Consider the following 14,158-nt stretch of genomic DNA (forward strand, 5'->3'; position numbering starts at 1 on the left):
CGATGTCGTGAAGGCTGAAAGCCTCAGCCCATCTTGAAGACGCAGATCTTGTTGCCGTCCGGGTCGCGGAAATAGGCGCCGTAAAACCCCTGCATCCGCTCGCCCGGCGCGCCTTCGTCCGGCGCGCCAAGTTCCATCGCCCTGGCATGCATCGCATCGACCTTCGCGCGGTCGGGCATGGCCAGAGACACCATGTTGCCATTGCCGGGCTTTGCTTCCTTCTGGTCGTAGGGCACGAAAACGCCCAGCATCGCGCCCTCGCCCGTACCCCAGAAGGTGAAGCGGTCGCTCTCCATGAGCTGCTTGGCGCCCATCTCGGCCATCAGCGGCTCGTAAAACGCCTTGGACCGCGCCCGGTCGTTCGTGCCTACCGTTACATATCCGATCATCGGAATTCTCTCCCTGGAGGTCTGTTCTTGTTTCCGGCAGCGAGGACAGTGCGGTGCGAAGCCGGACCTCGCTTCCCGCCAATGACCGTCCCGCAGGATCACGACGCAAATCGAGTCGCAAAGCCCTGCGATGCTGCCATCGGCACGATAGCGCACAAAACACGTATCGAAATGCACTTTGTCGTGACCGGCTTCCCGTCCGCCCGGCATGGAACGTAAAAAAACCGCCGGAGAATAAATCTCCGGCGGTCTTCGAGACTTCCTGTCGGGGCGATTACTCCGTCAGCAGCGGCACCTTCGGCACGCTGCCGCCGCCGGAATCGCCCGATCCCGTATCGCTCGGGCCGGAATCGCCGGACCTGCCGCCGCCCTTCTTCTGGCCGGGCTTGCGCTTCGGCGTCGCCTTGGGCGGGGTTTCCTCGATATCGAAGGACAGCTCGTCCTTCTCCGCATCGACCCCGACCTTGACGTGACCGCCCTTGATGAGCCGCCCGAAGAGAACCTCGTCCGCCAGCGGCTTCTTGATGCTCTCCTGGATGACGCGGGCAAGCGGCCTCGCACCCATCTGCTCGTCATAGCCGCGATTGGCCAGCCATTTGTTGGCCTCCGGCGTCAGCTCGATGGTGACGTTGCGGTCGGCAAGCTGCGCCTCGAGCTGCATGACGAACTTCTCGACGACCTGCGCAATGACCGCTTCCGGCAACTGGCCGAAGGGGATCACCGCGTCGAGACGGTTGCGGAACTCCGGCGTGAACAGGCGCTTGATCGCATCCTCGTCCTCGCCTTCCCGCTTCGCCCGGCCGAAGCCGATGGCATTCTTGGCCGCTTCCGACGCGCCCGCATTGGTGGTCATGATGAGCACCACATTGCGGAAATCGATCTTCTTGCCGTTATGGTCGGTCAGCTTCCCGTGATCCATCACCTGCAACAGGATGTTGAAGAGATCGGGATGCGCCTTCTCGATTTCGTCGAGCAGCAGCACGCAATGCGGATGCTGGTCCACGCCGTCGGTCAGCAGGCCGCCCTGGTCGAACCCGACATAGCCGGGCGGCGCGCCGATGAGACGCGACACGGTATGCCGCTCCATATATTCCGACATGTCGAAGCGCAGCATCTCCACGCCCATGATGGACGCAAGCTGACGCGCCACTTCGGTTTTGCCAACGCCGGTGGGGCCGGAGAAGAGATAGGAACCGATCGGCTTCTCGCCGTCGCGCAGGCCCGCGCGAGCCAGCTTGATCGAAGCGGCCAGCGCATCGATCGCCTTGTCCTGCCCGAACACCACGCGCTTCAGCTCGGTATCGAGATCGCGCAGCTTCTCCGTATCGTTCTTCGACACGGATTTCGGCGGTATGCGCGCCATGGTCGAAATCACGGCTTCGATCTCGCCGACGCCGATGGTCTTCTTGCGGCGCGATTCCGGCAACAGCATCTGCGAAGCGCCCGCCTCGTCGATCACGTCGATCGCCTTGTCGGGGAGCTTGCGGTCATGCATGTATTTCGCCGACAGTTCTACCGCCGTCTTGATGGCGTCGTTCGTGTAGCGGATCTTATGGAAGGTCTCGAAGTAGGGCTTGAGGCCCTTCAGGATCTTGATCGAGTCCGCCACGCTCGGCTCCGCCACGTCGATCTTCTGGAAGCGGCGGACAAGAGCCCGGTCCTTCTCGAAGTGCTGGCGGTATTCCTTGTAGGTCGTAGACCCGATGCAGCGCAGCGTGCCGCTGGCAAGCGCCGGCTTCAGCAGGTTCGAGGCATCCATCGCCCCGCCGCTCGTCGCACCGGCGCCGATAACGGTGTGGATTTCGTCGATGAACATCACCGCGCCCGGATAGGCCTCGATCTCCTTGATGACGGCCTTGATCCGCTCCTCGAAATCGCCGCGATAGCGCGTGCCCGCGAGCAGCGTGCCCATATCGAGCGAGAAGATGGTCGCGTCCTTCAGCACATCCGGCACATCGCCATCGGCAATGCGCTTGGCAAGCCCTTCCGCGATGGCGGTCTTGCCGACGCCCGGATCGCCCACGAAGAGCGGGTTGTTCTTCGAGCGGCGGCAAAGGATCTGAATGGTACGCTCCACCTCGCGCTCACGGCCGATCAGCGGATCGACCTTGCCCGCCTTGGCCTTCTCGTTGAGGTTCACGCAATAGGCATCGAGCGCCTCGGTGGAGGAGCGTTCCTTGCCGTTGCGCTGGCGCTCGCCCTCCTCCGCCTGTTCGCCTGCGCCCGTCACGGGCCGGCTTTCGTTCATGTCCGCGCGTTTGGCAATGCCGTGGCTGATGTAGTTCACGGCGTCGTAGCGCGTCATGTCCTGTTCCTGCAGGAAATAGGCGGCATGGCTCTCGCGCTCGGCGAACATGGCGACAAGCACATTGGCGCCCGTCACCTCTTCGCGGCCCGACGACTGCACATGAATGACGGCACGCTGGATGACGCGCTGAAAGCCCGCGGTCGGTTTGGCGTCGTCGCCATCCTCGATCACCAGGCTCGAAAGTTCGTTGTCGACATAATTGGTGAGCTGCTGGCGGATGAGGTCGACATCGACATTGCAGGCCCGCATGACGGCGGCCGCGTCCTGGTCGTCCACCAGGGCCAGCAGGAGATGCTCCAGCGTCGCATATTCGTGACTGCGGTCATTCGCCAGGGCGAGCGCTCGGTGAAGGCCATCTTCGAGACTACGAGAAAATGTCGGCACTTTTAGACCTTCCCTTCTGCTGAGGCGCCTTCCGGACGCTCAACGCTACATGCAAAAACGCTACTCTCTCTCCATCGTGCATTGCAGCGGATGCTGATGCTGCCGCGCGAAGTCCATCACCTGCGTCACCTTCGTCTCCGCCACCTCATAGGTGTAGAGACCGCAGACGCCCACCCCGTGCTGATGCACATGGAGCATGATCTTCATGGCCTCCTCAGGCCCCTTGTTGAAAAACCGCTCCAGGATATGAACGACGAATTCCATCGGCGTGTAATCGTCATTCAACAGCAAAACCTTGTAGAGCGAAGGCTTTTTGGTTTTAGGCTTCGTGCGGGTAACAACGCCCGTCCCGGCATCCCCGTCATCATCGTCCGGCCTCTGTTCGTCAGACATTCTCTCGCCCGACGCTTTATCGTAGGACATTGCCCTTACCTGCGCCCATACCTGCCAGTCACTTACCGCCGGCTGCATTGGATTGCTCCTTTCCGGCCGGCCCCGTAAAAGCTGCCGCGCGCCCAACGCTCCCGCGAAGCGCCCCGACAACCGGTTCCTGGTTCCTATTACATAGGCGAACGTCAGGAATTTCAAAGGCCGATTGGCTTTATCCCCAGCAAATCAGCCCGGAACGGTGCGGCGCAAGCCCTGCGCGGCGCGATTTAGCGGCGGCGCGGGAGAACCTTCCCCTGAAACGCGGGGCCCATCCCCGCAACGCTATGGGAAAGGTTTTCATTTTTCCTTTACATGCCTTCCCGCCCGATCTTGAGCGTGGCACCCTGTTTTCTGACGATTTACGGTAAATACCGAAGGTAAAGCCTGCGCGAATCTGAGGGTTAAGAAAAGAGTAACCAAATTAACGATCGGGTAACAATTCGTGCTTATCGTCGGGATAAGCCTGTAAGTGCCGAAGAATCTGGGATTATCCGGCATCGGATACCGCGCGGGGCTTTCCTCGCCTGTGTTTCTTCGGCTACAGTATTCACAGAAGTAACGAGGGGCGACCCATAGGGGGGACGGCTCTCGAGTCGGGGTCATGGGTCATGCGCGATTCAGCGAAGGAAGTACCGGAGTCCGAAACGAGGGGGTTCGGCGCAAAAAAGGCGATTCTTCGCCGCTTCGGCCTATCCCGTTTTACCCTGTCGCTTCTTGCCCTTTGCGCTTTCGCCGTCGCAAGCACCTATGTCGGCACGGCCCATGCGGCCCCCAAGCAATCCGCCATCGTGATCGACGCCTTCAGCGGCAAGGTGCTCTATACGAGCAATGCCGATGCGAAACGCTACCCCGCTTCGCTGACCAAGATCATGACGCTCTACATCCTCTTCGAGCAGATGAAGAAGGGCGAGATCGAGCTGAACGACCGCGTCGTCTTTTCCCGCCACGCCGCCGGCATGGCGCCGTCCAAGCTGGGCATCAAGCCGGGCCGCAGCATCTCGGTGGAATCCGCCATCCTCGCCCTCGTCACCAAATCGGCGAACGACGTGGCCGCCGCCGTGGGCGAAAAGATCGCCGGTACCGAATATGAATTCGCCAAGCTGATGACCAAGACCGCGCACCGGCTCGGCATGACGAAGACCACCTACAAGAATGCGTCCGGCCTGCCCAACCGCTACCAGCGGACGACGGCGCGCGACCAGGCGATCCTCGCCAAGCGCATGCGCCTCGATTTCCCGCAATATTATCATTTCTTCAGCCGGAAATATTTCGCCTATAACGGTCGCCGCTACAAGAACCACAACAACCTGCTGACCAAGTACCACTATCGCGGCACGACCGGCATCAAGACCGGTTATACGCGTGCCTCGGGCTTCAACCTGACAGCCACAATCGAGCGCGACGACCGCTATGTCATCGCCGTGGTGATGGGCGGCAAGACTTCCAAGGCCCGCGACCGCCGCATGATCGGTCTTCTGGACCGTTATGTGCCGCGCGCCGTCGCATGGGCGGACGGCAATACCCGTCTCGCCTCAGCCATGGTCAAGAACGTCCCTCAGCCGATTGCCCGGCCTGTGAACCTCGTCAGCGACGAGGACCGCATGGCGCTGGCCTCGCTGCTGGAAGAAGACAGCGCCGACCCGGATGAGGAAACCTACGCCGATAACACGATCCTCCCGCTGCCCGATCCCGAACACGCCGCCGCGCAGGCCGACAAGGATGGCAGCGAGAAGTCCCTCGAAGACGTCAAATCCTTCGCCGTGGCCGCCTACCGCAAGGCCAAGGGCCCCGTCGCCAAGGCCGGCGAAAGCCTGGGCAACATACTCGTGACCCCGGCCCATGCCAGCACCGGCGACCAGCCTCGCGCACCCACGGTCAAGCAGACGGCCGGCATCCTCGCGGCCGAACAGAACTGGCAGGCGGGCGCACCGCTCATTCCCGAAGGCACCTGGGTCATCCAGATCGGCGCCTATTCCAACCAGTCTGATGCCGTGCAGAGCATTCGCCGCGCCATTCGCGCCGCGCCTGACCAGCTCGACGCGGCCGTGCCGGTCACGATCCCCGTGCGCACGGCGGACAACCGCACGCTTTACCGGTCGCGTTTCGGAGGGTTCGACGGCGAGAAGTCGGCCAGCACGGCCTGCGGACGCCTTTCCCGGCAGAATATCTCCTGCGTCGCTATCCCGCCGTCCAACTGGTCTCTGCCCGCGGGCACCAGGACGGCGCATAACGACCGCGGCTGATCAGCCCGACGCCGCTGCGGCGCGAACGCTCTCCGGCGTCCCGTTTTCCGCTTTTTCCCCGATCGGCAGTTCGAGCATATCGAAAAGAGCCCTGATCTCCGCACGCGCGGCGACATGGCTCATCGACAACTGCTGATCCACCCCGCCATCGCGCAGGTCCAGCAAGGTCAGGCCCGAGGGAAACATCTCACGGAAGATCACGCGCTCGCCGAAACCGGGCGCAAGACGAAACCCGATACGGTCGGTCAGCGTTTCGAGTACGGCTTCCACGCGGCGCTTGTTCTTGGCATCGACATGCGACAGGCGGTTTCGCATCACCACCCAGTCGATCTGTCCGCCATCCTTCATGGCGCGCCGCTTGCGGCTCTCCCAGACCATCTCGCTGTAAAGGCTCGGCCCTTTCAACTGATAGGTCTGTGGGTCCACCCGGCCCAGCAGGTCGAAATCGACGAAGCTGTCATTCATCGGCGTGATCAGCGTATCGGCCACCGAATGGCCGGCGCGGGACAGGTAATTATCCGTCCCCGGAGAATCGATGACGATGAAGTCGCATGTCGCGGACAACTCCCGATAGGCCGCATCGAAAGCCGCCTGCTCTTCCGCCTGCGCCTCGGCCACGGTTTCCGCCTTGGAGCGGTCGATGACGCGATGGTCGGGCATGGCCAGCTTTACGCCATTGGCCTCGCACCAGGCCTTGCGGTTTTCAACATAACGGGTAAGCGAGCGTTGACGGCTGTCGAGGTCGATGGATCCGACGCACATGCCCTCGTGAAGCAGGCTCGCAATGACATGCATGGCGGTAGTGGTCTTGCCCGACCCGCCCTTCTCATTGCCTAGAACAATGACATGGGCGGCATTCCGCCCTTCGCTCTGGCTCATTCGCCCCCGCAAACGCCACATCAATGGGAATCGATTATCGGAGTTTGCGAGCGCAGGGCACCGCTCGTCAACTTGTTGCAGAGCCTGACGCGCAAGCCTGTGCGCTTCCGTTCGGAAACGGCACAAGCGCGCGGTTTTCTACTTGGGATGGCCTGGAATATAGCGCCCGTTCGCGTCGTGACGGCCGGGCACATAACCTTGCGACTTCTTGCCCGGCGCATGCGGCGGCAGAGGCGGTCCTTCCTCGTAATGACCGCGGACATAGCCACCGTATCGGCTCGAATGCCCCGGAATATAACTTTTGCGCGGCTCCACTTCCGGCGCCGTCGAGGATTTCGTCTCCGGGGCGGGATAGTTGGGCGAGGCCGCGGATCCGGGCTTGCCGCCAGACATGAGGTCGACCGCGTGGGCCGGTACCACCGGAACGGCGAGCATGAACAGAACGGCAAGGCATTTCGCTGTTTTGGACATAACCAATATGTAGTCCGTTTTCAGCCGATTGGAAGCCGCCCAACGGTCGCATACCGGACATGCCTTATCCGGCGCCCCAAGCCCGCCGCCATTGAACGAAACGCGGGGCCTGCCTATTGTCCGGCAGAACTCACAGCCTTTCGGGGAACACGAATATGGCGCTCGACACGAAAAGCTACGCCCTGCCCGTCGCCCGCTCGATCGAAGACCTTCGCGACGCGGTCGCCGGTTGGGTCATGAAAGGCGAAACGGTTGCTCTCGTCCCGACCATGGGCGCGCTGCATGCGGGCCATCTGTCGCTTGTGGATCTTGCCCGCGACAAGGCCGACCATGTCGTCGTTTCGATTTTCGTGAACCCCACCCAGTTCGCGCCGCATGAGGACCTCGACGCCTATCCCCGCCAGGAAGCGGCGGATGCGGACGCGCTCAATGGCAAGGCCTCGCTGATTTTCGCGCCCACGGCGCAGGAAATGTATCCGGAAGGCTTTTCCACCACGGTCAGCGTCTTCGGCGTCTCGGAACCGCTGGAAGGCAGCTTCCGCCCCACCCATTTCGCAGGCGTCGCCACGATCGTCTCCAAGCTGCTGCTGGCCGCCCTCCCCGACATCGCCATTTTCGGCGAAAAGGACTGGCAGCAGCTCATGGTCATCCGCCGCATGGTGCGCGATCTCAATATTCCGGTGGAAATCCTCGGCGGCCCCATCATGCGAGAGGCGGACGGGCTCGCCATGTCCTCGCGCAATGTCTATCTCACCCCGGAAGAGCGCAAGATTGCCGGCGAGTTGAACGTCATCCTGCGCGAGACGGCCAGAAAGGCCGCCGGCGGCACACCCGTTTCACAGGCCGTAAAGGAAGGCGGGGAACGCATACTCGCCGCCGGATTCGACACGCTGGACTATCTGGAAATCCGCCACGCCGCGTCGCTAGCCCCCTTCGAGGACGACAGGGCACATGGCGATGCGCGCATCCTCGTCGCCGCGAAAATCGGCAATACGCGCCTGATCGACAACATGCCTATATAGGCCGTCTCAGTAGCGACCGGGCGGCCGCGCATCCTCAAGCCATCCGCGGGCGACGAAGAGCTCATACAGCGCCGCGCAGACGGCAAAGACGAAGAAGCCGGGCAGCATCACGTCGCTGATGAAATGGTCTCCCTGGACGACGCGCACCATGCCCACGGCGAACCCCGCGACCATGGAAAGAGCGAACAGGCTGCGGCGCAGGGGAGGAAACGCCAGGAAAGCGAAGGCGAACAGGTAATAGCCCATCGCCGCGTGACCCGAGACGAAGGAGCAGTTTTTCACGCACTGGTCGGAAATGACCCAGACCGGCGTGAACTGATCCGCACCGCCGAACTCCACGATCTGATGCGGCCGGGCCCGCCCCCATTCGTTCTTGAAGATCGTATTGACCAGAAGGCCGGGCCCCAGCGCCATGCAAAGTGCAAGATAGACGAGCTTCGCCGTCGGCACGCTGTGGGCGATCCCCTTGATGAAGCCCCAGACTTCCCGCCAGAGACCCCTTGCCGCGCGCCATATGCCCGCCCCCATGCGGAAGATGAGCGAGGCATCCACCGCCGCCCCGACACGACGCTCCACCCGGCGCGACGCGGCCCCGGCAGCCGACGCCGCATAGCGCGACCGCAAACGCGGCGCCCAGGCCACGATGAGCCGCACCAGAAGGCTGCCCAGCAGAAAGATGGAAAGCCAGCGCGTAACGAAATGAATGCCCTCATAGACGAAGCGCATCGGCGCCGCATCGCGCCAGAAAAAGCCTGCCTCGGGCGAATAGAAGAAGCCCGACACCCAGATATCCACATCCGGGAACATCAGGAAGAAAAGCGAGACGAGGACGAACCAGCGAATGGGATTTTTGTAGCGCTGCATGGCTTTGAAGGCGGGCGTTGAGAGAGCGCGCAATATGGCACAGGGCGGTTAACCGGGCCATTCGGGAATGGGGGTTTCCGACGGAAATACGCTCAGAGAAGCCCCAGCTCCTCGAGTTCCCGCCGCATCTCCTCCGGCATTTCCTCCACATCCCCGCCCGTGGCGGCGTCCCGGGGGGCGTCCGCCACCTCCAGATAGCGCCAGCCCTGAAACGGGCGCTTCTCGCGCCGCTGGGTCAGCACGATATCCGGATCGAGGACGAGGCGGCAGCGCCGCGTCCCCTCGCCATCCACGAAAGGCTCGATATCGAGGAGCTTCTGACGGCAGCGGATGACGCCCTTCATCACCCAATAGAGCGATCCGCCATTCAGCAGCTCCTCGGCGCGCTTGGGTACCATGCGCGTCACATGGGCGAGAATCGGGGCCTCGCCGCTCTTCTTCTTTTCCTTGAGCCGCGCTGCCTGCCAGGTCCGCAGATCGTCCACACCCTCGGCGCCGACGCATAGTTTCACGAGATGAAGGGTCATGGCGCCCGATTATGCCTTTCGCGAAGCGGCCTGCAACCGGAGCCTCACCCCTCAGAGATGCGTCTTGAACCACTCCCGCTGCACCGGAGCGGACATCCTGAAGATATCCCCGGTATAGGCCTCGAAATGTCTGCAGGGGAGCGACAGGAACTTCTTCGGCTCAAGCGCCTCCTCATAGGCCTTTGCGGTCAGGTCGTAGGGAGTCAGATGATCCCCGGTCGCGGCGATGAGCAGCAGTGGCGTCGGCGAGATGCGCGGGACATAGACGCCCGGCTCATATTCCGTGAAGAGCTCGACCGAATGCATCGTGACGTCGTTTTCCCATTTGCTCTCATTCGACTTGGCGAATTCGGTGAAGAATTCATAGGTATCCGGCGTCGGCAATACGGCGGGTTCGCCCTCCGGCGCGGCGACGGGCATGCGCGCACCCGGCTCGCCACGCATCCGCGCCGCGCGGTCCGCCGCAAAGCCCGCGCGCAACATTTCCCAGTGATCGCCACGAATGAGACGCCGCGCGGACTCCAGTCCGGCGACCAGCGGCACCTGCGAGACGACGCATTTGACGCGCCGGTCGATCGCGCCGACGACGAGCACATGCGCGCCGGAATAGCTCGATCCCCAGGTGCCGATGCGGTCCGCATCGACCTCGTCCATGGACTGCGCATGGGTGATCGCATCGCGATAGCCGTCGATCTGCTGGCGCGGGTCGATATGCCCACGCGGGACGCCGTCGCTGTCGCCAAGATTGCGGTGATCGTAGACGAGCGTGGAAATCCCCTCTTCCGCGAAAAATTCCGCGAAATCGCCGAGATACATTTCCTTCACGGCGGAAAAGCCATGCGCCATCACGACGGTGGGCGCAGGGCCCGTCACACCCTTGCCCTGATAGAACCAGCCGCGAAGCGTCACGCCGTCTTCGGTCTTGAATTCGATATCGCGCCGCATTGTTCCCTCCCTGCGGTTTCTTTTCCAAAACCTCAGCATGGAGAGGGCCGCCTGTCACCCGTCTTTTCGGGTCGGTCTATTCTTCCTCGAAGGTCACCAGCACGGCGCCGCCATCGACCTGATCGCCCTCGCCCGCATTGACCGAGGCCACCACGCCGTCCGAAGCGGCGGAAAGCGTCTGCTCCATCTTCATGGCTTCGAGCACGATGAGCCCGGAGCCTTTCTTCACGCGATCGCCGGGTTTCACCGCTACCTGGATGACCTTGCCCGGCATGGGCGCCGTCACCGCGCCGGTACCGCCTTCCGCCGCATCGTCGGCTTCCAGCGCGTCATGCGGGTCGAACGCATAGGCCGCACCCTCATGCAGCAGCAGGAAGCCTTTTGCCTGACGAACGAAAGCCGCACGAAGGCGCCGCATGCCGATGGTCGCGCTGAGCGAACCGTCTTCAGTGAGCATGCCCGATGCGGTGAGCGGGTCCCCGCCTTCGGGTTCGACACGCCAGCCATTCCCCATGGGCTCAACAGCCACCATCAGCGTATCACCGTCGCATTCGAGCCTCAGCACTTCGCGACGATGGCCGCCCAGCACGAAGGCATCGTTCGCCGCCCATGGCGAATGAGGTTCCACGGTTTCAAGCTGCCGGGTGCGCTGCCGCTCGTCCCGCGCCAGCAGATGGCCAAGCGCGGCCAGCGCAATCACCTCGGCGGGCGCGGGGCCCTTCGGCACGAGGTCCGAGATATGGCGGTCGATGAAGCCGGTATCGAGATGCGCGGCGCGGAACGCCTCCGACGCCATGACGCGTTCAAGAAAGCGCAGATTGGTCCTGGGGCCCGCGACTTCCATGCCCCGCAGAAAATTCGCCAGCGCGCCGATGGCCTGATGACGGTCCCGCCCCCTTGCGACGATCTTGCCGATCATCGGGTCGTAGAACATCGTCACCTCGTCGCCTTCGCGCACACCCATATCGGTGCGGATCTGGGACCGGCTCTCCGGCATGCGCAGCCGAACGAGACGACCCGTGGAGGGAAAGAAGCTCTTCGCCGGGTCTTCCGCATAAAGACGCGCTTCCACCGCATGGCCGTTGAGCGGAATTTCATCCTGCGCGAGCGGCAGGGGTTCACCTGCAGCCACACGGAGCTGCCATTCCACAAGGTCCTGCCCGGTGATCGCCTCCGTCACCGGATGCTCGACCTGCAGGCGCGTGTTCATCTCCATGAAGAAGAAGGCGTCTTTCGACAGCCCGTTGGAACCATCGGCGATGAATTCAATCGTGCCCGCCCCGCGATAACCGATGGCGAGCGCGGCCTTCACCGCCGCATCGCTCATCGCGTCGCGCATGTCGGACGGCATGCCCGGCGCAGGCGCTTCCTCGATCACCTTTTGATGGCGGCGCTGGAGCGAACAATCGCGCTCCCAGAGCGAGACGGCATTGCCATGGCCGTCCGCAAAGACCTGAACCTCGATATGACGCGGGCTCGTCACGAATTTCTCGATCAGCACGCGCTCGTCACCGAAGGCGGACCCTGCCTCACGCTGCGCCGACTTCAACGCTTTGGCAAACCCATCGGCATCGTCCACGCGGCGCATGCCCTTGCCGCCGCCGCCGGCGACCGCCTTGATGAGCACGGGATAGCCGATACGCTCCGCCTCGCCGGCAAGGAACTCCGGATCCTGATTGTCGCCATGATAGCCCGGCACGACAGGCACATCCGCCTTTTCCATCAGCGCCTTGGCCGCATCCTTGAGCCCCATGGCCCGGATCGCCTCCGCAGGCGGCCCGACGAAAATGATGCCCGCTTCGGCGCAAGCCTCCGCAAAGGCGGCGTTCTCCGACAGGAAGCCGTAACCGGGATGGATCGCCTCTGCGCCGGTGAGCTTGGCCGCCTCGATGATCTTTTCAGGCCGGAGATAGCTTTCAGCCGCCGCGGCGGGACCGATATGAACGGCCTCATCGGCCTCGGCCACATGAAAGGCATTGGCGTCGGCGTCGGAATAGACCGCGATGGTGCGCAGCCCCATGGCCCGCGCAGTGCGGATGACACGGACAGCGATTTCGCCGCGATTGGCGATGAGAAGGGAATTGAACATTGGCCGCTGCCTCACATCCTGAAGACGCCGAACTTGGTGTCCGGCACGGGCGCATTGAGCGTTGCGGAGAAGGCAAGCGCCAGCACGCGGCGCGTCTCGGACGGCGCGATGATGCCGTCATCCCAGAGCCGCGCCGTCGCAAAATAGGGATGCCCCTCTTCGTCATATTTTTCGCGGATCGGCGCCTTGAAGGCTTCAGCCTCTTCCGGCGTCCACTTCTCCGCATCGCGATGGACCGTCGCGAGCACACTTGCGGCCTGCTCGCCGCCCATGACGGAGATACGCGCATTGGGCCAGGTGAAGAGGAAGCGCGGGGAATAGGCCCGCCCGCACATGCCGTAATTACCCGCGCCATAGGACCCGCCGATCACCAGCGTGATCTTCGGCACATTGGCGCAAGCCACCGCAGTGACGAGCTTCGCCCCATCCTTGGCGATGCCGCCCGTTTCGTATTCGCGGCCCACCATGAAGCCTGCAATGTTCTGCAGGAAGAGGAGCGGGATTTTCCGTTGCGCACACAACTCGATGAAATGCGCGCCCTTGAGCGCCGACTCCGAAAACAGGATGCCGTTATTGGCGACAATGCCGACCGGAATGCCGTGCAGATGCGCAAAGCCGCAAACGAGCGTCGTGCCATAGAGCTTCTTGAACTCGTCGAAGGCCGACCCGTCCACCAGCCGCGCAATCACCTCGCGTACATCGTATTGCACGGAGAGCGAGGACGGCACCACGCCGTCGAGTTCCGCCATGTCGTAAAGCGGCGCCTCGGGCTCCTTCAGCGGAATGTCGATCGTCTTCTTGCGGTTGAGCGTGGAGGCGATCTGACGGGCCAGCGCCAGCGCATGCGCATCGTCCACCGCGTAATGATCCGTCACGCCGGACTTGCGTGAATGCACATCCGCGCCGCCGAGGTCTTCCGCGCTCACCACCTCACCCGTGGCGGCCTTTACGAGCGGCGGCCCGCCAAGAAAGATCGTGCCCTGCTGGCGCACGATGATCGTCTCGTCCGACATGGCGGGCACATAAGCACCGCCCGCCGTGCAGGAGCCCATCACCACGGCGATCTGCGGGATACCGGCAGCGGACATACGCGCCTGATTGTAGAAGATGCGCCCGAAATGCTCACGGTCGGGAAAGATATCGGCCTGGTTGGGCAGGTTCGCCCCGCCTGAATCCACCAGGTAGAAGCACGGCAGATTGTTTTCGAGCGCAACTTCCTGCGCGCGCAGATGTTTCTTTACCGTGACGGGATAATAGGTACCGCCCTTGATCGTCGCATCGTTGCAGACAATGACGCATTCCTGCCCCGCCACGCGGCCGATGCCGGTGATGATGCCCGCCGCATTGATGTCCTCGCCGTAGAGGCCATGCGCGGCCATGGGCGAGAGTTCGAGAAACGGCGTGCCGGGGTCGATCAGCCCGTAAACGCGATCGCGCGGCAGCATCTTGCCACGCTTCACATGCCGCTCGCGGGAGCGCTCGTCGCCGCCCAGCGCAGCCTTTTCACGCTGCGCATTGAGATCGGCGGTCAGCGCCGCCATGGCTTCGGCATTGGCCTTGAACTTGTCGTCGCGCGTGGAGACGCTGCTTTGCAGGACCGTCATGCCC

The 14,158-nt window shown here is 62.9% G+C and carries 12 protein-coding genes; 2 read left to right on the forward strand and 10 right to left on the reverse strand.

Annotated features, from left to right (window positions below):
• Positions 1–23 precede the first annotated feature (23 nt).
• The 3 genes from FHS78_RS01625 to clpS all read right to left on the reverse strand — a co-directional run bounded on the left by FHS78_RS01625 (position 24) and on the right by clpS (position 3,474).
• Positions 24–389, reverse strand: coding sequence for a VOC family protein (locus FHS78_RS01625; RefSeq protein ID WP_167089604.1), 366 nt, complete (start codon positions 387–389; stop codon positions 24–26).
• Positions 390–663: 274 nt separating this feature from the next.
• A complete protein-coding gene (clpA, locus tag FHS78_RS01630; RefSeq protein WP_167089606.1) occupies positions 664–3,081 on the reverse strand; it encodes an ATP-dependent Clp protease ATP-binding subunit ClpA in 2,418 nt (805 codons plus the stop codon).
• A gap of 60 nt (positions 3,082–3,141) precedes the next feature.
• The gene (clpS, locus tag FHS78_RS01635) at positions 3,142–3,474 is read right to left on the reverse strand and encodes an ATP-dependent Clp protease adapter ClpS (protein ID WP_167089608.1); all 333 of its coding nucleotides are present in this window, start codon (positions 3,472–3,474) and stop codon (positions 3,142–3,144) included.
• 644 nt (positions 3,475–4,118) lie between these two features.
• On the opposite strand from clpS, the gene FHS78_RS01640 reads away from it, so the two are divergent.
• A complete protein-coding gene (locus FHS78_RS01640; protein ID WP_167089610.1) occupies positions 4,119–5,753 on the forward strand; it encodes a D-alanyl-D-alanine carboxypeptidase in 1,635 nt (544 codons plus the stop codon).
• On the opposite strand, the gene FHS78_RS01645 is transcribed toward FHS78_RS01640, so the two are convergent.
• Entirely contained in the window at positions 5,754–6,632 is an 879-nt protein-coding gene (locus FHS78_RS01645) for a division plane positioning ATPase MipZ (RefSeq protein ID WP_167089612.1), read from the reverse strand. It abuts the gene before it with no gap.
• A 138-nt stretch (positions 6,633–6,770) separates the two neighbouring features.
• A complete protein-coding gene (locus FHS78_RS01650) occupies positions 6,771–7,103 on the reverse strand; it encodes a hypothetical protein (RefSeq protein WP_167089614.1) in 333 nt (110 codons plus the stop codon).
• Positions 7,104–7,258: 155 nt separating this feature from the next.
• Here FHS78_RS01650 and panC point away from each other — a divergent pair, with 155 nt between their 5' ends.
• Positions 7,259–8,125 (forward strand): pantoate--beta-alanine ligase, encoded by an 867-nt coding sequence (gene panC / locus FHS78_RS01655; protein ID WP_167089616.1) that lies wholly within the window; start codon positions 7,259–7,261, stop codon positions 8,123–8,125.
• Positions 8,126–8,131: 6 nt separating this feature from the next.
• Here the strand turns inward: panC and FHS78_RS01660 are convergent, their stop codons facing one another.
• From FHS78_RS01660 to FHS78_RS01680, 5 genes are all read right to left on the reverse strand, one after another.
• The gene (locus tag FHS78_RS01660) at positions 8,132–8,989 is read right to left on the reverse strand and encodes a phosphatase PAP2 family protein (RefSeq protein WP_167089618.1); all 858 of its coding nucleotides are present in this window, start codon (positions 8,987–8,989) and stop codon (positions 8,132–8,134) included.
• Between the two features lie 92 nt (positions 8,990–9,081).
• Complete coding sequence (locus FHS78_RS01665; protein ID WP_167089620.1) at positions 9,082–9,516, reverse strand: DUF1489 family protein; 435 nt, start codon at positions 9,514–9,516, stop codon at positions 9,082–9,084.
• A 51-nt stretch (positions 9,517–9,567) separates the two neighbouring features.
• Positions 9,568–10,461, reverse strand: coding sequence for an alpha/beta hydrolase (locus FHS78_RS01670; protein ID WP_167089622.1), 894 nt, complete (start codon positions 10,459–10,461; stop codon positions 9,568–9,570).
• 76 nt (positions 10,462–10,537) lie between these two features.
• Positions 10,538–12,550, reverse strand: coding sequence for an acetyl/propionyl/methylcrotonyl-CoA carboxylase subunit alpha (locus FHS78_RS01675; RefSeq protein WP_167089624.1), 2,013 nt, complete (start codon positions 12,548–12,550; stop codon positions 10,538–10,540).
• An 11-nt stretch (positions 12,551–12,561) separates the two neighbouring features.
• A complete protein-coding gene (locus FHS78_RS01680) occupies positions 12,562–14,154 on the reverse strand; it encodes a carboxyl transferase domain-containing protein (RefSeq protein WP_167089626.1) in 1,593 nt (530 codons plus the stop codon).
• Between the last annotated feature and the right edge of the window lie 4 nt (positions 14,155–14,158).

This window comes from Parvibaculum indicum (assembly GCF_011762095.1).
GTDB classification, from domain to species: Bacteria; Pseudomonadota; Alphaproteobacteria; order Parvibaculales; family Parvibaculaceae; genus Parvibaculum; species Parvibaculum indicum.